This is a genomic window from Streptomyces sp. NBC_01591 (genome assembly GCF_035918155.1).
GTDB lineage: Bacteria > Actinomycetota > Actinomycetes > Streptomycetales > Streptomycetaceae > Streptomyces.
Window position 1 is genome coordinate 7,354,314 of sequence record NZ_CP109327.1, and the last position, 19,983, is coordinate 7,374,296.

The 19,983-nt window shown below is 70.9% G+C and carries 16 protein-coding genes and 1 pseudogene; 10 read left to right on the forward strand and 7 right to left on the reverse strand.

The genetic code is table 11. The features are described 5' to 3' along the window. The first annotated feature begins 26 nt into the window (after nt 1–26). A complete protein-coding gene (locus OG978_RS34030; RefSeq protein WP_326768901.1) occupies nt 27–1,343 on the forward strand; it encodes a hypothetical protein in 1,317 nt (438 codons plus the stop codon). 49 nt (nt 1,344–1,392) lie between these two features. Here OG978_RS34030 and OG978_RS34035 read toward each other — a convergent pair whose 3' ends face one another. Together OG978_RS34035 and OG978_RS34040 are read right to left on the reverse strand one after the other, a co-directional pair. Next, nucleotides 1,393–2,487: a Rieske 2Fe-2S domain-containing protein gene (locus OG978_RS34035; protein WP_326768902.1), complete on the reverse strand. Its 1,095-nt coding sequence runs from the start codon at nt 2,485–2,487 to the stop codon at nt 1,393–1,395. Between the two features lie 114 nt (nt 2,488–2,601). Continuing rightward, complete coding sequence (locus OG978_RS34040; RefSeq protein ID WP_326768903.1) at nt 2,602–3,870, reverse strand: aminotransferase class I/II-fold pyridoxal phosphate-dependent enzyme; 1,269 nt, start codon at nt 3,868–3,870, stop codon at nt 2,602–2,604. 398 nt (nt 3,871–4,268) lie between these two features. On the opposite strand from OG978_RS34040, the gene OG978_RS34045 reads away from it, so the two are divergent. The 3 genes from OG978_RS34045 (at nt 4,269) to OG978_RS34055 (ending at nt 6,699) form a co-directional block, all read left to right on the forward strand. Next, a complete protein-coding gene (locus OG978_RS34045; protein WP_326768904.1) occupies nt 4,269–4,409 on the forward strand; it encodes a hypothetical protein in 141 nt (46 codons plus the stop codon). Nucleotides 4,410–4,576: 167 nt separating this feature from the next. Beyond that, nucleotides 4,577–5,419: a nitrilase-related carbon-nitrogen hydrolase gene (locus tag OG978_RS34050; RefSeq protein ID WP_326768905.1), complete on the forward strand. Its 843-nt coding sequence runs from the start codon at nt 4,577–4,579 to the stop codon at nt 5,417–5,419. Then, nucleotides 5,416–6,699: an aspartate aminotransferase family protein gene (locus tag OG978_RS34055; protein WP_326768906.1), complete on the forward strand. Its 1,284-nt coding sequence runs from the start codon at nt 5,416–5,418 to the stop codon at nt 6,697–6,699. Before OG978_RS34050 ends, OG978_RS34055 begins: the two co-directional genes overlap by 4 nt. A 74-nt stretch (nt 6,700–6,773) precedes the next feature. On the opposite strand, the gene OG978_RS34060 is transcribed toward OG978_RS34055, so the two are convergent. Further along, nucleotides 6,774–6,902 (reverse strand): hypothetical protein, encoded by a 129-nt coding sequence (locus tag OG978_RS34060; protein WP_326768907.1) that lies wholly within the window; start codon nt 6,900–6,902, stop codon nt 6,774–6,776. An 845-nt stretch (nt 6,903–7,747) separates the two neighbouring features. Here OG978_RS34060 and OG978_RS34065 point away from each other — a divergent pair. Both OG978_RS34065 and hydA read left to right on the forward strand, forming a co-directional pair. Then, the gene (locus tag OG978_RS34065) at nt 7,748–8,761 is read left to right on the forward strand and encodes a TIGR03842 family LLM class F420-dependent oxidoreductase (RefSeq protein WP_326768908.1); all 1,014 of its coding nucleotides are present in this window, start codon (nt 7,748–7,750) and stop codon (nt 8,759–8,761) included. An 85-nt stretch (nt 8,762–8,846) separates the two neighbouring features. Next, nucleotides 8,847–10,238: a dihydropyrimidinase gene (hydA, locus tag OG978_RS34070; protein ID WP_326770246.1), complete on the forward strand. Its 1,392-nt coding sequence runs from the start codon at nt 8,847–8,849 to the stop codon at nt 10,236–10,238. A 145-nt stretch (nt 10,239–10,383) separates the two neighbouring features. On the opposite strand, the pseudogene OG978_RS34075 reads toward hydA, so the two are convergent. Further along, nucleotides 10,384–10,746: pseudogene (locus tag OG978_RS34075) on the reverse strand (Gfo/Idh/MocA family protein); the annotation flags it as partial. A 221-nt stretch (nt 10,747–10,967) separates the two neighbouring features. Here OG978_RS34075 and OG978_RS34080 point away from each other — a divergent pair. Continuing rightward, on the forward strand, nt 10,968–12,518 hold the full coding sequence (locus OG978_RS34080; RefSeq protein WP_326768909.1) for an NCS1 family nucleobase:cation symporter-1: 1,551 nt from the start codon (nt 10,968–10,970) through the stop codon (nt 12,516–12,518). Here OG978_RS34080 and OG978_RS34085 read toward each other — a convergent pair. Next, nucleotides 12,481–13,257, reverse strand: coding sequence for a hypothetical protein (locus OG978_RS34085; RefSeq protein WP_326768910.1), 777 nt, complete (start codon nt 13,255–13,257; stop codon nt 12,481–12,483). The two genes, OG978_RS34080 and OG978_RS34085, sit on opposite strands and share 38 nt — an antisense overlap. A gap of 222 nt (nt 13,258–13,479) precedes the next feature. On the opposite strand from OG978_RS34085, the gene OG978_RS34090 reads away from it, so the two are divergent. Further along, nucleotides 13,480–13,833 (forward strand): hypothetical protein, encoded by a 354-nt coding sequence (locus OG978_RS34090; protein WP_326768911.1) that lies wholly within the window; start codon nt 13,480–13,482, stop codon nt 13,831–13,833. A 104-nt stretch (nt 13,834–13,937) separates the two neighbouring features. Here OG978_RS34090 and OG978_RS34095 read toward each other — a convergent pair whose 3' ends face one another. Together OG978_RS34095 and OG978_RS34100 are read right to left on the reverse strand one after the other, a co-directional pair. Beyond that, complete coding sequence (locus OG978_RS34095; RefSeq protein ID WP_326768912.1) at nt 13,938–14,972, reverse strand: nucleotidyl transferase AbiEii/AbiGii toxin family protein; 1,035 nt, start codon at nt 14,970–14,972, stop codon at nt 13,938–13,940. Beyond that, on the reverse strand, nt 14,969–15,643 hold the full coding sequence (locus OG978_RS34100; RefSeq protein WP_326768913.1) for a hypothetical protein: 675 nt from the start codon (nt 15,641–15,643) through the stop codon (nt 14,969–14,971). The genes OG978_RS34095 and OG978_RS34100 overlap by 4 nt, the downstream gene beginning before the upstream one ends. A gap of 239 nt (nt 15,644–15,882) precedes the next feature. On the opposite strand from OG978_RS34100, the gene OG978_RS34105 reads away from it, so the two are divergent. Further along, nucleotides 15,883–17,358, forward strand: a complete 1,476-nt coding sequence (locus OG978_RS34105) for an amidase (protein ID WP_326768914.1) — start codon at nt 15,883–15,885, stop codon at nt 17,356–17,358. An 83-nt stretch (nt 17,359–17,441) separates the two neighbouring features. Then, nucleotides 17,442–19,976 carry a SpoIIE family protein phosphatase gene (locus OG978_RS34110; RefSeq protein ID WP_326770247.1) on the forward strand — a complete coding sequence of 845 codons (2,535 nt, stop codon included), beginning with the start codon at nt 17,442–17,444 and terminating at the stop codon, nt 19,974–19,976. Nucleotides 19,977–19,983: the final 7 nt, after the last annotated feature.

Consider the following 19,983-nt stretch of genomic DNA (forward strand, 5'->3'; position numbering starts at 1 on the left):
TCCGGTCGACGTCGGCGAGGGCAGAGATGACTGAGCGTCAATATGCTTGGGAAGTACGGGAGTTCACGCAGTACCTCCGGGATGTCGTGGCGCTGCTGGACCCCGGCAGCGGCTGGTACGGACTCTTCTGCCGGCGTGATCCTGCCGGGATGCGCGCCTGTCTCGACGGCGCCGAGATTCCGCCCTGGGACGTGATGGAGTCGCTCTTCCGCGATCTGGCGGCCATGCGCGGCACGGCGTTCGCGCAGCGCGAGTCGGTGCGGGCCGCCGGGCTGTACGCCGCCTCGGTGGCCGCCCACGACCGTCGCCCGGGCGGGCGGCAGCTGCTCGACGAGCGGCTGGAGCTGATGCAGCGGGAGCGGGCGCACGCTGCCCAGCGGCTCCGGGCCGCCGGTGCGGGCGGTGCGACGCCCCCGGACATGGAGGCGGTCGCCTGGGCCAGGGACGACCACGAACGGGCCACGGCCCGCTGCTCGGAGCTGCGCGGACGCCTGGCGGCGCTGGCGGTGCCGAAGGGCCCGGTCCGTACGGAGGAGCCGGACCGGGCCGGGGAGGCCGAACCGGTGCGCGGCCCGGATCTCCCGCCTTCCGTCGCCCCCCGGTCACCTGCCCCCCGGCGCAGGAAGCCACGCGGTGCCCGGTTCGCGGGCCTCGATGTCGCCGACGATGCCGATGCCCCGTTCGTGACCGCCTCCGTCCTGCCCCTCCCGCCGACCACCGCCGCCGTGCCACGCGGAGCCCGCTTCGCCGCCGCCCCGGCCGGCGACGACACGTCCGCGGCCCCTGCCCGCGCCGCCGCCCCGGACCCGGAGGTCCGCCGGGCCGCCGCGGGGGTCGTCGAACGGCTGCTCCGGCTGCGGGCCGGAGGCCGCAGTGGCGAGGCGCATGTCGTGCTCTGCGAGGCGGCAGGCTGGCCCGCGGACCGGCTGCCGGTACTCGCCGTCGAGCTGCATCGCGCGGGCCTCGATGCGGACTGGGCCACCCTGCTGTGGGAGGTGGCCTCGCTGCCGCCCGCCGAACTGGCCGCGGTGGCAGGCGCGTTGGATGCCTCGGGGCGCCCCGACGACTGCGGGCAGCTGCTTCGCCAGGGCGTGGCGAGGCCGGCCGGGGAGATCGCCGATGCGGTGGTGGCCCTGGAGCGAGCCGGGCAAAGGGCGCAGGCGCAGGCACTGCTGGGCGCCTTCATCCGCGTACGGACTCCGCAGGACGCGGCGCGGGTCGCGGCGGGCGATCCGCGCCATCTCGTACCGCAGGTGCTGGCCGCGGCCCGAGCGATGTCGCCGGCCAGGGAGCGGGATGTCGTGCACGCCCTGCGGGTGGCGGGCATCGCGGGCGCGCCCTGAGGCCTGTCCGTCGGAGCAGGGCGGACAGGCCCCTTGCCCTTCGTTCGGATCAGGCCGGATCGTGGGATGGGCGCTCGACGTGATTGTTGAGCCGCGTCGCCGGGTCCATTCCCGGCGGTGGTGGGTAGAACCGCCGGGCCCAGCGCCGGAACGGACCGATCGGGCCGTCGCCGGGAGCGAGTCGCGGTGGTTGCTGGTACTGCTTGTGATGCCAGATCGGGAAGTCCGCGGCGGTGAACTCACAACTGGACCGGAAGACGGCGCCGTCCAGCAGCCTGGCCGCGGTCCGGCTCACCGCACGTGCGAGCGGGGCCGGCAGCCGGCCCGGCTCGGCGAAGGAGATGCGGTTGCGCTGCCGGAACTGCATCCGGTTGGGCGCGATCGCCGTCGGCATCACCATCGTGCACATCCGCAGGCCCAGCCGGGGCGTGTGCACGTCGGCGTGCAGACAGCCGAGTCCGTAACCGTCCACATCCACGTCCACGACGAAGCTGCCCAGCAGCGGCGCCGACTCGTGGGCCCGCATGGACACGTGGAACGTGGCATCGTCGTAGACCACGGGTCCGCCGATCTCGGCCTTGTCCCAGCCGTGCAGGGTGGCGAAGTGCCCGAGGTCCACCGAGTTCTCGATGACTTCCTGGACATTGCCGGCCAACTCCCAGGCGGCGCTGCGGGCGGGCCGGTGACCGATCTCGTGCCAGGTGGGGATGAACCAGTCCGGAGCCCGGCCGTCGTGGTGCCGCCAGACGAACACGGCTCCGTTGACCTCGTGCACCGGCAGCTGCGACAACGGCGACCTCGGCGGCGTCGTGTCGTAGCCGGTACGCACACACGTGCCGTCCGGGCCGAACGCGAAGAAGTGGAAGGGGCATACGAGATCGTCCCCGTCGACCTTCGCCAGCCCGAGATGGGCGCCCAGGTGCGGGCAGTACGGACGGATGGCGCGGACCGCCCCCGTGCCGAGCCGGTACAGCACCACGTCCTCACCCGCCAGCGGCCGGGTGAGGACGGTGCCCGGCCGCAGCTCTTCGGAGAACGCCAGCGCGGACCAGCCGCTCGGACAGGGCAGGGCGGGCGCGCCCGCGGTGTCGGCCGGTGTCGGCCCCTCGCTGATGGCGCGCCCGTACTCGCGTGACAGTCCCACCACGTCCCCTTCCGGAATCAGGTCACCTGGAGACTGCCCAGACCTCTCCGAGATCATCGCGGTATGCCGCACATCACCCGAACGGGAGGAAAAGTGGAGGAAGTTGACGAGTGGCTACCGTGCCTGCTGCTCGTACCCCACGAGCCGGACGCAGACGGCGAGCCCCGCGATCGCCTGCTCCAGCTCCGTGAGCCCCGGGTAGCTGGGCGCGATCCGGATGACCGCGTCGCGCGGGTCGTCGCCGTACGGGTGCGTGGCGCCGGCCGGGGTCAGCACGATGCCCGCCTCGGCGGCACGGCGCACGACCTCCTTGGCGCAGCCGTCCGGCACCTCCAGGGTGACGAAGTACCCGCCCTTGGGCGAGGTCCAGGCCGCGAGCCCGGTACCGCCGAGCTCGGCGTCCAGGATCCGGGCCACCACCTCGAACTTGGGCTGCAGCAGGGCGCGCTGGCGCTCCATGTGGCCCCGCACCCCGTCGGCGTCCCGCAGGAACAGGACGTGCCGCAGCTGGTTCACCTTGTCCGGGCCGATCGAACGCTTGGCGTTGTTGCCGAGCAGCCACTGGAGGTTCGCCGTCGACGAACCGAAGAACGCGACGCCCGCGCCCGCCGCGGTGATCTTCGAGGTGGAGCCGAACACGAACGCCCGGTCCGGGTTCCCGGCCTCGCCACAGGCGCCGAGCAGATCGGCGATCTCGACGGGTTCGTCGGTGAGGTGGTGGGCGGCGTAGGCGTTGTCCCAGAAGATCCGGAAGTCGGGAGCGGCGGTGCTCATGGAGGCGAGCCGGGCCACGGTCGCGTCGCTGTAGCAGACGCCGTCCGGGTTGCTGTACTTCGGCACACACCAGATGCCCTTGATCGCCGGGTCCTCGGCGACGAGCCGCTCCACGACCTCCATGTCCGGACCCTCGGCGGTCATCGGCACCGGGATCATGTCGATCCCGAACCGCTCGCAGAGCGCGAAGTGCCGGTCGTAGCCGGGTACCGGACACAGGAACGCGATCCGCTCCTGATCCACCCAGCGCGACTCGGCGCCGGGCAGCACGCTCAGCAGGGCGTGCACCAGACAGTCGTGCATCAGCTCAAGGCTGGAGTTCCCGGCCGCGAGCAGCTGGCCGGCCGGCACCTGGAGCACCCCGGCGAAGATCTCCCGGAGCTCGGGCAGTCCCTGCAGCCCGCCGTAGTTGCGTACGTCCGTGCCGTCGGCGGAGGTGTGCCGCCCGCCGGGCAGGCTCAGCAGGTCCTCGGAGAGGTCGAGCTGCTCGGGGGCGGGCTTGCCCCGGGTGAGGTCGAGCGAGAGCCCGAGTCCCGCCAGGTCCTGGTAGTCCTGACGGGCCCGGTCGAGGAGCCCGGACAGGGCGTCGGGGCTCAGCTCGGTGGTCATGGTGTTTCCTCTCGCAGGTGCCGCTCGGATGGGGGCGCCTGCCGAGAATACAAACCGGCGCGGAGGACCATTGGCCCGGGAGCCCGGAGCCCGGTGCCCGGACCGGGATCAAAGCACGCGGACCCGTTGTCGGTGCCGCGTGCTTTGATCCCCGGTATGACAGACCGGGCTTCCTTCCCCGGTTCTTCGGTGCCGGCCGGCCTGGGCCCGGATCGACGCCTGGCTCCGCACACACGCCCCGGAGTCCTGCGACCTGCTCGCACCGCCCGCGGACCCGGCCGCGGTGGAGGAGGCGCAGGTCAGGATGGGGCTGCGGTTCCCGCCCGATCTGCTGGCCTCGCTCGCCTGAAGGCGAGGGATGGCCGTCCCCGGCCGCCTACCTCGAAGAGGTCGCCGACGTGCTGGAGCGCGGCGGTGTGATCGGCGGATACCGGGCGCCCTTCCTGACCGCCGACGGCGAGCTGTGGTGGGACTCCAAGGACAGCCATGAACTGAACGGCGAACCCCTGACCCCCGCCCCCACCATGCCCACCGCCTGACCGGCTGGGCGTGTGGACCGCACGGGTGTGAAACATGATCGACTCCGCCGGTTCACGGCGATGGTCTTGCCCCGCTGTGTGACGGGGCTTACGTTCTCCTCTACGCACGTGTCTACGGGCGTAGAAACGCGTTGAGGCTCTCTGACGCCGCGTCGAAGGAGCAGCTCATGTCCCAAGTCGTACGCGCCGCACTCGTCCAGGCGACCTGGACCGGCGACACCGAATCCATGATCGCCAAGCATGAGGAGCATGCACGCGAGGCCGCCCGTCAGGGCGCGAAGATCATCGGTTTCCAGGAGGTGTTCAACGCCCCCTACTTCTGCCAGGTGCAGGATCCCGAGCACTACCGCTGGGCCGAGGCCGTCCCGGACGGGCCGACCGTCCGCCGGATGCAGGAACTCGCCCGCGAGACCGGCATGGTGATCGTCGTGCCGGTCTTCGAGGTCGAGCAGTCCGGTCTTTACTACAACACCGCCGCCGTGATCGACGCCGACGGCTCCTATCTCGGCAAGTACCGCAAGCACCACATCCCGCAGGTCAACGGGTTCTGGGAGAAGTACTACTTCAAGCCCGGCAACGTCGGCTGGCCGGTCTTCGACACGGCCGTCGGCAAGGTCGGCGTCTATATCTGCTACGACCGGCACTTCCCCGAAGGGTGGCGTCAACTCGGCCTCAACGGTGCCCAGTTGGTCTACAACCCGTCTGCCACCTCGCGCGGTCTCTCCGGCTATCTCTGGCAGCTGGAACAGCCCGCGTCCGCTGTCGCCAACGAGTACTTCGTCGCCGCGATCAACCGCGTCGGCCAGGAGGAGTACGGCGACAACGACTTCTACGGAACCAGCTACTTCGTCGACCCGCGTGGCCAGTTCGTCGGTGAGGTCGCCAGCGACAAGGAGGAGGAACTCGTCGTGCGCGACCTCGACTTCGGTCTCATCGACGAGGTCAGACAGCAGTGGGCGTTCTACCGGGACCGCCGCCCCGACGCGTACGAAGGACTGGTGGAGCCGTGAGCAGCCTGCACCATCGCCATCTCGCCGTCAGCCCCGACTGGCTGGCGCTCTATTACAAGCACCCCTTGGAGATCACCCACGGCGAGGGCCGCCACGTCTGGGACGCCGACGGGAGGCGTTACCTCGACTTCTTCGGCGGCATCCTCACCACCATGACCGCCCACGCCCTGCCCGAGGTGACCAAGGCGGTCAGCGAGCAGGCCGGCCGGATCATCCACTCGTCCACGCTCTACCTCAACCGGCCGATGGTCGAGCTGGCCGAACGCATCGCCACGCTCTCCGGTATCCCGGACGCCAGGGTCTTCTTCACCACCTCCGGTACCGAGGCCAACGACACGGCGCTGCTGCTCGCCACCACGTACTGCAGGTCGAACCAGATCCTCGCGATGCGCAACAGTTACCACGGCCGGTCGTTCTCCGCCGTCGCCATCACGGGCAACAACGCCTGGTCGCCGACCAATCTGTCGCCGTTGCAGACGCTGTACGTGCACGGCGGCGTCCGTACCCGGGGGCCGTACGCGCACCTGAGTGACGCGGAGTTCATCGAGGCGTGTGTCGCCGATCTGGAGGACCTGCTCGGGCACACCCGGGCACCGGCCGCCCTGATCGCCGAACCCATCCAGGGCGTCGGGGGATTCACCTCGCCGCCCGACGGCCTCTACGCGGCGTTCCGCCGGGTCCTGGACAGGCACGGCGTCCTGTGGATCTCCGACGAGGTACAGACCGGCTGGGGCCGCTCCGGCGAACACTTCTGGGGGTGGCAGGCGCACGGCGAGAACGGTCCGCCGGACATCCTCACCTTCGCCAAGGGCATCGGCAACGGCATGTCGATCGGCGGTGTCGTGGCCCGTGCCGGCGTCATGAACTGCCTGGACGCCAACTCCATTTCGACGTTCGGCGGTTCCCCGGTCACCATGGCGGCCGGTCTCGCCAACCTCTCCTACCTCCTCGAACACGACCTGCAGGGCAACGCCCGGCGCGTCGGCGGTCTGCTGATCGAGCGGCTCCGTGCGATCGGCGCGGGTTCGGAGTGCGTACGGGAGGTGCGCGGCCGGGGTTTGATGATCGGCATCGAGCTGGTGAAGCCCGGCACCGACGAGGCGAACCCGGAGGCGGCAGCGGCCGTACTCGAAGCGGCCCGCGAGGGCGGTCTGCTCATCGGCAAGGGCGGCGGCCACAACACCAGCGTGCTGCGGATCGCGCCACCGCTCTCGCTGACCATCCCGGAGGCGGAGGAGGGCGCGGAGATCCTGGCCGAGGCGCTCCGGTCGGTGGGCTGAGTCCGGTGGGCTGAGTTCGGTGGGTCGAGCGGCGGCCGGGCCCCGGCCGGTGGTTCCGGGGCCTGGCCGTTCGGTCAGCCCCGGTGGCCGGTGGGGCGGGTGAGGTCCAGGGAGTGAACCGGGTCGAGCTCGCCGTAGTACGCGAGGTGCTTGTAGCGCACATCGGTGACGGCCAGCGTGGCCTCGGCGACGCCCCGGCGCACCGTTGCCCTGAAGCGGACCGAGCCGTCCTTGCAGCGAGGGGCGCAGCGCGTCGAAGGCGTCCGGCTTCAGCTCGGCGAGCGAGGTGCCGTCGAGGTTCCAGGCGGGGTCGGTGGCGACGCCCTCGTGGCGCAGGACCGTGGGCGCGATATCGGTGATCCTGACGTCGTCGCGTACCGAACCGGGCTGAATGCCCCTGCCCTGGGCGATCACGAACGTGCCGCGCTCCAGCGGGGTGTTGCCGCCGTGTCCGCCGGTGGGGGTGTGGCCGTGGTCGGCGGTGACGACGACGAGCCAGTCCTCCTTCGCGTACGTCGGCCGTGAGGTCACGGCGTCGAGCAGCCGGCCGATCTGGGCGTCGGCGGTGTTCAGGGCCGTGAGGTACGTGATCCTCCGGGATCGGTCGGTGGACACCGGACCTCGGGGGCGTCCGGTGATGTGTCCGAGGCTCGCCGTCGGTGGTGATCGGACCACGCCACGTATGGGACGGGCGCGTGAACCGTACTCAACATTTGGACCAGACCCGTAATCATTCTGTTATTCAGTGCTGGTCATCGTCGTCGCTGTGGGCCGGTGGAGTGCCGGGCGGATGAAACAGAAACGTCTTCAGCGGTTGGCGGCGGCGGTATTGCCACAGTGGGTAACTCGCTTCTACGTTCTTCATCACGCACCTTGTCTACGTGCGTAGACCCATTCCGCCGCAGTGAGGAGGGGTACATGAGCCGCACCGTCATCCACGGTGGTCTCGTCACTTTCGGTGACACCTTCGTGCCGCGCTCCACCTGCCAGTACCTGGGCTGAACCACCCCGGAACCTCATCGCACCCAATCGAACTCGGAGGTCACGAGTGGACTTCGGACTTGTCCTGCAGACCGACCCGCCCGCGTCACAGGTGGTGGGACTCATGCGCCGCGCGGAGCGCAACGGCTTCCGCTACGGCTGGACCTTCGACTCCGCCGTCCTCTGGCAGGAGCCCTTCGTCATCTACAGCCAGATCCTGGAGCACACCAGCACGCTCCACGTCGGCCCGATGGTGACCAACCCCGGGACCCGCACATGGGAGGTCACGGCCTCCACCTTCGCCACCCTCAACGACATGTACGGCAACCGGACCGTGTGCGGCATCGGCCGCGGCGACTCCGCCATGCGGGTCGCGGGCCGCAGCCCCAACACCCTGGCCCGGCTCGGCGAGGCCATCGACGTCATCCGCGACCTCGCCGAGGGCCGGGAAGCGGTGGTCGACGGCAACCCGATCCGGATCCCCTGGATCGAGAACGGGAAGCTGCCGGTGTGGATGGCGGCATACGGTCCGAAGGCGCTCGCCCTCGCCGGGCAGAAGGCCGACGGCTTCATCCTCCAGCTCGCCGACCCGTTCCTCACCGAATGGATGGTCAAGGCCGTGCGACAGGCCGCGACCGAGGCCGGCCGCGACCCTTCCGCGATCAGGATCTGTGTTGCCGCACCGGCCTACGTCACGGCCGACGACTCGGCCGAGGCCCTGGCGCACGCCCGCGAGCAATGCCGGTGGTTCGGCGGCATGGTCGGCAACCACGTCGCCGACCTGGTCGCCAAGTACGGCGACCACTCCGCCATGGTCCCGGACGAGCTCACCGCGTACATCAAGGACCGGCACGGCTACGACTACAGCCACCACGGCCGCGCCGACAACCCGTCCACCGACTTCGTCCCCGACGAGATCGTCGACCGCTTCTGCCTCCTCGGCCCCGCCGAGGCCCACATCGCCAAACTGCGGGAGCTCCGCGAGCTCGGCGTCGACCAGTTCGCCGTGTACGCGATGCACGATGCCCGCGAGACCACCATCGACGCGTACGGCTCCGACATCATCCCGGCCTTCGGCTGACACACCGAGCTGCAGTGGCGCATCGGGCGAGCAAGAACGGTTCATGAGCGAACGCCGTCGATCCGACGAGAATGGAGCAGAAGCAATGGCACGCACTCTCATTACTGGCGGACTGGTGATCACGGCCTCCGACGAATTGCACGTCGATGTGCTCGTCGACGGTGGCCGCGTCGTGGCCCTTGCCACCCATGACAGTCACGGGTGGGCGGCCGACCATGTCATCGACGCTGCCGGGAAGTATGTGATTCCGGGTGGGGTCGACGGTCACACGCATATGGAGATGCCGTTCGGCGGCACGTTCGCTTCCGATACCTTCGAGACCGGTACTCGGGCTGCGGCGTGGGGCGGCACGACAACCATCATCGATTTCGCGATCCAGTCCAAGGGCGGGTCTCTCGGTGAAGGACTCGACGCCTGGCACGAGAAGGCGGATGGAAAGTGCGCGATCGACTACGCGTTCCACATGATCATGTCCGATGTGAACGAGTCCTCGCTCAGAGAGATGGACGGGCTCGTCTCGGCCGGCGTCACATCGTTCAAGCTCTTCACCGCGTACCCGGGAGTCTTCCTCTCCGACGATGGGCAGATCCTTCGAGCCATGCAGCGCGCCGGTTCGAACGGTGGGCTCGTGATGACGCATGCGGAGAACGGTCTCGCGATCGACGTGCTCGTGGAGCAGGCGCTGGCACGCGGTGAGAGGGACCCGCGCCACCACGGGGAGGTCCGCAAGGCGCTGCTCGAAGCGGAGGCGACGCATCGGGTCATCAAGCTGAGCCAAGTGGCCGGTTCCCCCCTCTACGTGGTGCATGTCTCGGCTCAGGAGGCCGTTGCCGAACTGGCGCGAGCCCGGGACGAGGGGCTTCCCGTGTTCGGTGAGACGTGTCCGCAGTACCTCTTCCTGTCGACCGACAACCTTGCTGAGCCGGACTTCGAAGGCGCGAAGTACGTGTGCTCCACTCCGCTGCGGCCGAAGGAGCACCAGGAGGCTCTGTGGCGTGGGTTGCGGACGAACGATCTGCAGGTGGTGTCCACGGACCATTGCCCGTTCTGCTTCAAGGGGCAGAAGGAGATGGGGCGGGAGGACTTCTCGAAGATCCCGAACGGCATGCCGGGTGTCGAGAACCGAATGGACCTGCTGCACCAGGCCGTTGTCGACGGGCATATCAGCCGCCGTCGCTGGATCGAGATCGCCTGCGCCGCGCCTGCTCGCATGTTCGGTCTGTATCCGAAGAAGGGCACGATCGCTCCGGGCGCGGACGCCGACATCGTGATCTACGACCCGACTGCCGAGCAGATCATCTCCGCCGAGACGCATCACATGAATGTCGACTACTCGGCCTACGAGGGCAAGCGCGTAACGGGGCGGGTCGAGACCGTGCTGTCGCGCGGGGTTCCAGTGGTCGACAACCGCGCGTACGTGGGGACGCCGGGGCACGGAATGTACTTGCCGCGGGGCATCGGCCAGTACACGAACTGAATCGGGACGCCGGTGCGCACGGCATGACGTGCTGATGGGGGCCGGGCGGCCCGGTGGGCCGGGCCGCCCGCTTCGGGGAGCTCAACAGCGGTCGTCCTGCAGGGATTCTGGTCCGACTACGAAGCCGCATGCCCTCCATCGCGAAGACCCCGCGCCGCCGGGCGCGTTCCATCAGGTCGTACGACTCGCTCCGGTTGATGGCGAACGGCTTCTCGACGAGTACGGAACGTCCAGCAGCGATACAGAGAGCCGCTGCCCTGTGATGGGCTATGTGCGGCGTGGAGACATGGACGACGTCGATGCTCTCGTCCGAGGCCAGCTCCCCCCAACTCCCGTACGCCCGGGGGATATCGAGCCGATCGGCGAACGCACGCGCCTTCTCGGCGGACCGCGAGCCGACAGCCACCACCTGCGCGTCGGCCAGGCGTTGGAGGCCGCGGGTGAAGTCGGCGGCCATCTGGCCCGTGGCCAGGATCCCCCAGCGAACCCTCTCCGTCATGGTGGGCATTGCAGCGCAGATGTGCGGAGATCGTCCAGGGTGATCACCGGCCTGCGGAGCAGGGCGACCGGACCGCCGATGTCACGGGGTACAGGGGTTCGGTGCGGCCTCATCGTGGAAGGATCTGCCGGAGCACGTCACTCGAGGGCAGCGCCCCCGGAGCCCCTGCCGGCGTGCGCCCCGCGCCCCGCCCCGCACGGCACCGTTCCCGAGCGAAGGGTCCAGCCGCCATGACATCGACCGTCCCACCGGTTCCACCGCAGGACCCGGTGCCCGACTCCTCGGGCCGCATCGAACTCGCCCCCGGCACCGTTCCCACCGACAACCGGTTCGTCAACGAGGACCTGTTGCCCGTTCCGCTGGAACGGCGCCGCTGGACGACGTACAACTTCGCCGCGCTCTGGGTGGGCATGGCCCACAACATCCCGTCCTGGCTGCTCGCCTCCGGCCTGGTGGCGCTCGGCATGGACTGGAAACAGGCCGTCTTCACCATCGCGCTGGCCAACCTGATCGTGCTCGGACCCATGCTCCTCACCGGGCACGCCGGACCGAAGTACGGCATCCCCTTCCCGGTGCTGGCCCGTGCCTCCTTCGGGCTGCGCGGCGCCAACCTGCCCGCCCTGATCCGGGCCGCGGTGGCGTGCGCCTGGTTCGGCATCCAGACCTGGATCGGCGGCGTCGGCATCTTCACCCTGCTGGGGAAGATCTTCGGCGGCTGGGCGAATGCGTCCGAGATCGGCGGGCAGCCGTGGACGCTCTGGCTCTGCTTCATCCTCTTCTGGGCGCTCGAACTCGCCATCATCTACCGGGGGATGGATGCCCTGCGACGGTTCGAGAACTGGGCGGCACCGTTCGTCATCGTCGGCGCCGTCGTACTGCTGGTCTGGATCGCCGTCAAGGCGGGCGGCTTCGGCCCACTGCTCGACCAGCCCTCGAAGCTCGGCTGGGGCAAGGAGTTCTGGCCGGTCTTCTTTCCCTCGCTGATGGGCATGATCGCGTTCTGGGCCACGCTCTCGCTGAACATCCCCGACTTCACCCGCTTCGGGGCCGGCCAACGCGCCCAGATCCGGGGCCAGTCGCTCGGCCTGCCGACCACGATGACGCTCTTCGCCCTGCTCTCGGTCCTGGTCACCTCCGGATCGCAGGCCGTGTACGGGGAAGCCATCTGGGACCCGGTCCAGCTCGTGGCGAGGACCGACAGCGTCTTCGGGCTGCTCTACGCCCTGGTGACGGTGCTGGTCGCGACGGTCTCCGTGAACATCGCGGCGAACGTCGTGTCACCCGCGTACGACCTGGCGAACCTCGCGCCCAGGTTCATCAACTTCCGTACGGGTGCCCTGATCACGGGCTTCGTCGGTGTCCTCATCATGCCGTGGAAGCTCACCGAGACCCCCGAGCTGTACATCTTCACCTGGCTCGGGCTGGTCGGCGGACTGCTCGGAACGGTCGCGGGCATCCTGATCGCCGACTACTGGATCGTCCGCCGCACCGTGCTCGACCTGGCCGACCTCTACCGCCCCGGCGGCCGCTACTGGTACACGAACGGCTGGAACTGGCGGGCCGTCGCCGCGTTCGCCGTCGGCGGCGTCCTCGCGATCGGCGGCTCCCACTCCGCCCCCGGGGCGGGCCCGTTCCCGGCCGACGGTCTGATCCCGCTCCTCAAGCCGCTCGCGGACTACGGCTGGGCGGTCGGGCTGGCCTCGTCGCTGCTGCTGTACGTGGTGCTCAGCGGCCGGTCCGGCATCACACCGGCGCGGGCGTACGGCCCAGCAGAGCACTGATGTCGTACGTCTGGTCCGGCGGCGGCGTGGTCGTGGGCACCGGCTTGTCGAAGGCCGAGAAGCCCACGACCGCGTCCGTCCCGCCGCCCTGAGCGGTGATCCTCAGGGGGTACGGCTTGCCCGTGGCCGCGACGTACATCGTCAGCGTCTGGCCGTCCCGCATCCTGGTCAGTGGCACCACCGGAGCCCCGTCGAGCGTGGTCTTGTGGCCCTTGTTCAGCGTTCCGCGGTCGTTGTTCGCGTTGTCGCTGACCAGCTTCTGGAAGGTGTCCAGATCGCAGCCGTTCGCCAGGCCGCGCAGCCGCGGGTCGTCGGCAGAGCCCTTCATGTATCGGCCGCCGAGGATCGCGGCGAAGGCCGAACCACCGCCCGGAACCTGGTTCTTCCAGAAGTTCGCGTCCGGCTTGACCCAGACGTCGTCGCCGCGCTTCACGATCCGGACCGACCCCTGGCTGTGGCCGAGGTCCACCGATCCGTTGCAGTTCCCGTCCCGGTCCAGGGTGAGTTCCAGAGTCATCCGCGGGCTGTTCTCGCCGAGGTTGCCGCGCGTGCTGAGGTGCAGGGAACGGACGCTCAGGAGGGCGTCACGCGAACGGTCCGCGATCTGCTGCGCGGTGAGCTTGTCGATGCCGTCGTCCGCCCGTGCCGCACCGCCGCCCAGGACGCTGCCGCCGGTGAGTCCCAGCACGACGACCGCCGCCCAGGCGGCCCGGCGTGTGCCGCTGTGTCGACCGGTCACGTCGCCTCCCTCGTAGAACCCGTCGGGCGAAGAACCCGTCGGGCCTGTTCAGGTGCCATCCGATTCTTTTGAGCGTACGCCGGGGCCGGTCCGGTCGCGAGGCGGAGGAAATCGACCACAGCGCATACACAGTGTGATGTCCTGCCCCGTTTTTGGTTACGGATGGTGGGGGACGGTTGTCGGCGCACCGAGTTCACCACCAGCGAGGAGGAACAGGGAGACATGAAGCTGTCGATGGGGAGTGTGTCCAGGGCCGTACTCCGGGGCGTCGTCGTGGCAGGGGCGGCCGCCGTGCTCGCGGTTCCCGCGACCGTCGCCACCGCCGTGGCACCCGTGGCGACGCCGCCCGGTCTGTCCTGCGACACCGGAAAGCACGAGATCGACGACTACACGGGCTTTGCGCTGTGCCGCAACAACGGCAGCACGACGCAGACCTTCTGGGTGCACCTGGTCTGCGGCTGGTCCCCGGACGTGGACGGCGAGCACGTCACACTCAACCCCGGGCAGTCCGGTCAGTCCACCGCGCATTGCTCCGCCCTCGGCACCGGGATCGGGGAGATCAGCGTCCAGCCGTAGGGCGCGTCCGTGTCCGCGTCCGCGCGCCCGCCGGTCCGGCCGCCGTGTCCCGGTGGCCGGACCGGTCCGGACCGGTCTGCTCCGGTTCGATCCGGCCGTCATGGCTACGGAACGCTCCGCTCCAGCAGCCGGGGCAGCGCGGCCGCCAGCCGCTCCCGCAGCCGGTCCGGACCGCCGTCCACCCACGGGTGCGAGGCGTGGAACGCGGCCCAGTCCACCAGCCAGTCCAGCACCGCCCCGGGCGTGAAGCCCTGCGCGTGCGATCCCAGCACGGTGCGCAGCAGGCGGGGCGAGAGCCGCGTCCCGGGGTACTCCGCGAGCAGCACCGCGTCGTACAGGTCCTTGGCCCCCGACCGGCCCTCCGCCTCCTGGTCCTCGGCGAGCCACAGCAGCTTCCAGGCGAGCGAGAGTCCCGGGCTCGCGGTGCGGACCGGCGTCGGGGGCCCGCCGTCCCCGCGCGGGCAGGCCGTCCACACCGGAGCCGCGAGCAGCCGTTCGTCCTGGGCGAAGTCCATCCGCAGCTCGCCCGGCGGCAGCCCGTCGGCCTGCCAGGGGACGACGACGCGCACGCCGGGCGTCTCGTACTCCCGGTACATCCACTCGCCGTCCGATGCCACCCGGCTCGGATCGATGCGTATCCCCTCGGGCGGCAGCGGCCCAGCCGTCAGGGCGGCGACGACCTCCTCGGTGGGGGAGGAGGGCGGATCGATGTCCTCGGGGTCTTCGAGTTCGATCCAGCGCAGCCCCTCCGGTGCGAGCACGGGCCGGGCACCGGCGGTCTCGTGGGACTCCTCGTCCGTCCACAGCTCGGGCGCGGCCGCGCCGTCCGCGGCCTCCGGCCAGTGCTGGACCAAATCGATCCCGGCGACGTACGGGTAGGGATCGATGCGGTCGACGAAGTCCTCTGCCGCCGGCCCGTACATGACCCAGTCCAGATCGCCCGGCTCCCGTGCCGCCGCGCCCACCGACGCCTGGAGCGGGAGGCTGCCGCGCAGGATCAGACCGTCGCCCCAGGACGACTCGGCGATCACGCGCAGCAGATGGTCCTGGACACCGCGCCGGGCGGCCCGCCAGCGCGGAGCGAGCGCCGGGTCGTCGAACGCCGGCTCCCCGGGAACGGGGCGGTCGCCCGTACTCACAGCGCCGCCCCGGCCCGCTCGTCGATCCAGCCCGCGTCCACCGCCGGGTGGTCGTCGTGCACCACGAACTCCTCCTCGACCTCCAGCACTTGGAGCCCGGCGGCGTCCAGCCCGCCCAGGAGCGCGTCGAGTTCGGCGCGCGCCTCCGGACGGCCCACCGCGCGGCAGCGCTGCGTGACGAACCGCTCGTGGCGTCCGGGGCCGGTGGTGCGGCGGGCGTTGCGCGACAGATGCGCGCCGTGCCGCTCGGCCACGGCCCGTGCGACGGCGAGCTGCGGCTCACCGGAGAGCAGCAGCTTGACGTGGTGCTCGAAGTGGCAGTCGGGAGACAGCGCGGCGGCCTCGGCGGCCGTGGTGGGTATGTCCTCGTTCCACGGCGCGGCCTCGATCTTCACGCGTACGACGGGGAAGCCCGCCGCGCGCAGCTCGGCCGACCGGAGCCCGGCGGCGGCCCGCTGCCGGGAGAGCGAGCCCCGGCCCCGTTCGGTCAGCATCGGCTGGTCGGGCGTGGCACCGCGGTCCAGGACGATATGGGTGAGCTTCAGACCGTTGCGCTCCGCCCAGCCCGCCAGACGGGCGGACTCCTCCCCGTCCCCCGTCCCGCCCCCGGCGCGGGGATCGAAACGCACCGTCAGATGCGTCTCGAACTCGCCCTCGAACTCCGCTTCCACGCGCCCTCCAGCAGTGCTTCCGTCGCCGTACGCTTCCGCTACAGAACGTAGCAAGCGGCACTGACACTCCCCGGGCACACCCGGGACGGGCCCCGGGCGCACCTCGGCCACTGTCCACCGAACGGTTGAGCGGACCGCTCACCAATCCTTACCCTCCGGTAAGTTCGTTCGGGCGTAACAGGCGCGCTGCGCACACGTCCTGCGCACGTGTCCTCCGATACGAGGAAGGCGGTCGGCCCATGTCCTCAACGGAAGCCGTGGAAACCACCGAACCGGCCGGCGCGAGGGGACTGGCCGACAGCGCACGGGAGCTGGCCGAGGGCCGCACCACCTCGGCCGAGCAGGTGTCGGCCGCGCTGCGCCGTATCGAAGCGAGCCAGGGCACCCTCAACGCCTTCAGGCACCTGCGCGCCGAGGCCGCGCTCGCCGAGGCCGCCGAGGCCGACCGCCGGCTCGCGGCGGGGGAGCGGCTGCCCCTGCTCGGCGTGCCGGTCGCCGTCAAGGACGACACGGACGTCGTCGGGATGCCGACCCACTTCGGCTGCGACGGCGATCTGCCCGCCGCGACCGCGGACAGCGAGGCCGTACGCAGGCTGAGGGCGGCCGGGGCCGTGATCGTCGGGAAGACCAACTCCTGCGAGCTCGGCCAGTGGCCGTTCACCGAGGGCCCCGCCTTCGGCGCCACCCGCAACCCGTGGCACATCGGCCACACCCCCGGCGGCTCGTCCGGTGGTTCCGCGGCGGCCGTCGCGGCCGGTCTGGTGCCCGCCGCGCTCGGCTCGGACGGTGCGGGGTCCGTCCGTATCCCGGCGGCCTGGACCCATCTCGTCGGCATCAAGCCCCAGCGCGGCCGGATCTCCGGCCACCCGCACATCGACGCCTTCCAGGGCCTGACCGTCAACGGACCGCTCGCCAGGACCGTCGCCGACGCCGCACTCCTGCTCGACGCGGTCGCCGGACCCCACCCCGACGACCCGCACCGGCCGCCCCCCGTCGCCGCTGCGGCCGCCGCCCGCCGCGACCCCGGCCGACTGCGCATCGCCCTCGCCTGGCGCCCCCCGCTCACCCTCACCGGCTCCGCACCCCACCCCGATGTGCGACGGGCCGTCCTCGTACTGGCCGAGGCCCTCGCCCGCCTGGGCCACGACGTCGAGGAAGCCAGGCCCCGGTACGGGCTGATCGGCCTCGGCTTCGTCCCCCGCGCCACCGCCGGCATCGCCGAACTCGCCGCCCGCCACCCCGACCCCGCCCTCCTCGACCCCCGCACCCGCAGCGCGCTGCGCACCGGCACCCGGCTGGGCGGCCGGGTGGTACGGGCGGCCAGGGAACGCGAGGTGCGCCAGCACCGCAGGATCGGCGCGTTCTTCCACGCGTCCCGGGCCGGTGCCGGGTACGACGTACTGCTCACCCCGACGACCGCGCTGCCGCCACCCCCGATCGGCCGCTTCGACGGGCTGAGCGCCTGGCGCACCGATCTGGCGATGACCGAGGCCTGCCCGTACGCCTGGCCCTGGAACGTCCTGGGCTGGCCCGGCATCAACGTGCCGGCCGGGTTCACCGCCGACGGGCTGCCCGTCGGGGCGCAGCTGCTCGGCCCGTCCCGCAGTGAGGAACGGCTGATCTCCCTCGCCGCCCAGCTGGAGGCCGACCGGCGCTGGTACGAGGACCGGCCCCCGGTCCCGTCCGTCCGGTCCGGGCCGGCCGGCGGGCGCTGACCACCCCGCGCCCGTCCGCGGTCGCTCGCACCCGAGCGCGCCAGGCGGGATCATGGACAAGAAGTGGATGGGTGGTGGCCAGTATGGCGTGTGCAGGTCCGCAGTCGGCGCCCGGAGCCGACCCTTCGCCGCCCAGCACTTCCCGGCACACCTTCGACACGGCGAACGACGCGACCGTGGTGGTCGCCGGCACCGGAACGGTCGTCGGCTGGACACACAGCGCACAGGACCTGCTGGGATACCGCGCCGCGGAGGTGGTCGGGCGGCCCGCCGGCTTCCTGCTCGCCATGCCCGAGGATCCGGTACGGGTGGCCGGGATCGCCGAGCGCTGCCGGGCGGGCGTGGGATGGCGCGGCGTCGCCGACGTACGGAGGCGCGACGGCAGCCGGATCGAGGTGGACCTCCGGGTCTCGGCCTCGTTCCACCTGGACGGCCGGGAGTGCTTCCTGGTCTCCGGACGCGAACGGCGGCCGGAGTGGACGGTCGGGCAGTCCGTGCTGGACGCCTTCCTGACCGGGTCACCGATCGGCGTGGCCGTGATGAGCCCGGACCTGCGCTACACCTGGATGAACGACACCCTGGAACGCTTCGGCGGCGTTCCGCGCGAGCACCGGGTGGGCCACCGGCTGAGCGAGGTGCTCCCGGGGCTGGAGACCGAGGCCATCGAGACGCTGATGCGCCGCGTGATCGACACCGGGATCCCCGTCATCGACTACGAGTACCTGGGCTGGACCTGGGCCGATCCGCGCCGCAGGCGCGCCTACTCCACGTCGTACCTCCCGCTGACCGACAGCAACGGCAACGTCACCGGCCTCTGCTACATGGTGCTGGACGTCACCGACCGGTGGAACGCCCAGCAACGCCTGGCCCTGGTCAACGATGCCGGAGCCAGCATCGGCTCCACCCTGGACGTGATGCGTACGGCTCAGGAACTGGCCGACTTCGCGGTGCCGCGGTTCGCCGACTTCGTCATCGTCGACCTGCTGGAGCCGGTCGCCAGCGCCGGCGCGCCCGGTCCATGGCCGATGGGCACGGGGCTGTCCGGTACGGAACTCGCCCGTTCCGGTGCCGTCACCGCCTCCTCCCGGCCGATGATGCGCCGTGCCGGGATGAGCTCGGTGCGCGAGGGCTGCCCGGAGGCGGTCTGCCGGGTCGGGGACCCGGTGGACTTCGTGCCCCCGCCCCACGACATCCGCTTCCTCATCGAGGGCGAACCCGTCCTCATTCCGGTCCTCGACCCCGACAATCACGTGTGGGCGGTCGAACAGCCCGCCAGGGCGGCGAACATCCGCGAATACGGACTCCACTCCCTCATCTCCGTACCCATGCGGGCCCGGGACACGGTGCTCGGCCTGACCACCTTCATCCGGTCGCTGAACCCCGCCCCCTTCGAACCGGAAGACGTGTTTCCGGCCCGCGAAATGGTGGCACGGGCTGCCGTCTGCGTGGACAACGCCCGCCGCTACACCCACGAGCACACCGCCGCGCTGACCCTGCAGCGCAGTCTGCTCCCTCACACCCTGCCCGGCGGAATGGCCCTGGACGTGGCCTCCTCCTACCTCCCGGCCGACGCCAAGGACGGTGTCGGGGGCGACTGGTTCGACGTGATCCCGCTGTCCGGCGCACGGGTCGCCCTCGTCGTGGGCGACGTCGTGGGCCACGGCATCGCCGCCGCGGCCACCATGGGCCGGCTCCGCACCGCGGTGCACACCCTCGCCGACATGGACCTGCCGCCCGACGAACTCCTCGCCCACCTCGACGACCTCGTGCTCCGCCTGAGCGACGAGGAACCCGAGGGAGGGGAGCAGGGCACACCCGTACTCGGCGCCACCTGCCTGTACGCCGTCTACGACCCGGTCACCCAGCGCTGCACCATGGCACGCGCCGGCCACCCGCCGCCCGTCGTCATCGCCCCGGACGGCCGCGTCACCTTCCTCGAGCTGCCCGCGGGGCCGCCCCTGGGCCTGGGCGGCATGCCCTTCGAGACGGCGGAGACCGAGCTGCCGGAAGGGAGCCTGATCGGCCTCTACACCAACGGCCTGATCGAAGGCAGGGACCAGGACCCCGAACTCGGCATGTCCCGCCTCGGCGGTGCCCTGGCACAGCGCGGACTTCCGCTCGACGCCCTGTGCGCCACAGTTGTGGAGCAACTGGTCCCGGTGCCCCAGCCCGACGATGTCGCCCTGCTGCTCGCCCGTACCCACGAGCTGAGCGCCGACCACGTCGCCTCGTGGGAGGTCCCCACCGAGCCGGCAGCCGTCGCCGGTGTCCGGGCCCGGACCGCACGCCTGCTGAGCACCTGGGGCCTGGAGGAACTGGAGATGACGACCGAGCTGATCGTCAGCGAGCTCGTCACCAACGCGGTGCGCTACGCCACCGGGCCGATCCGGGTCCGGCTGCTGCGCCAGTCCGTCCTGATCTGCGAGGTCTCCGACACCAGCAGCACCTCGCCGCGGCTCAGGCACGCCCGTACCACGGACGAGGGCGGCCGCGGCCTCTTCCTCGTCGCCCAGCTCACCCGCCGCTGGGGCACCCGCTACACGGCCGAGGGAAAGATCATCTGGACCGAGCAGGAACTCCCGGCGACGGGAACCCGAGACCTTCCGGGGAAGAACTGACCGCGTA